The following is a 373-nucleotide window of genomic DNA, read 5'->3' on the forward strand; positions in this document are numbered from 1 at the left end:
CTACCCCCACAACATCCACCCGGCCGTGGTGCCCGGCGTCTCGGTGGAGGACCAGAGGGTCCGCTACGGCGTGGACAAGCTGGTGGTGGGCGTGGCCGGCGGCCTGATCGTCGGGTTCATCGTGTGGGGTCTCGTGGACACGGACTCGCTGACCGCGGCGTCCGGGGCTGCACTGAACTGGGCCATGCTGAACATGGGCTGGTCCTTCAACCTGCTGGCGATCGGACTGCTGGTCTACCTGCTGTACCTCGCGTTCTCGCACTACGGCAGGATCCCCCTCGGCCTCGACGGGGACACCCCCGCATACTCCACAGCGTCGTGGGCGGCCATGCTGTTCGCCGCGGGGATCGGGATCGGCATCATCTTCTTCGGC

At 67.6% G+C, this 373-nt stretch carries 1 protein-coding gene; it reads left to right on the forward strand.

Translation table 11 applies throughout. The features are described 5' to 3' along the window. A partial coding sequence (locus B3G12_RS03930) for a BCCT family transporter (protein WP_290499205.1) occupies positions 1 to 373 on the forward strand: 373 nt, incomplete at both ends.

This window comes from Kocuria sp. UBA5001 (assembly GCF_002398425.1).
Classification (GTDB): domain Bacteria; phylum Actinomycetota; class Actinomycetes; order Actinomycetales; family Micrococcaceae; genus Kocuria; species Kocuria salsicia.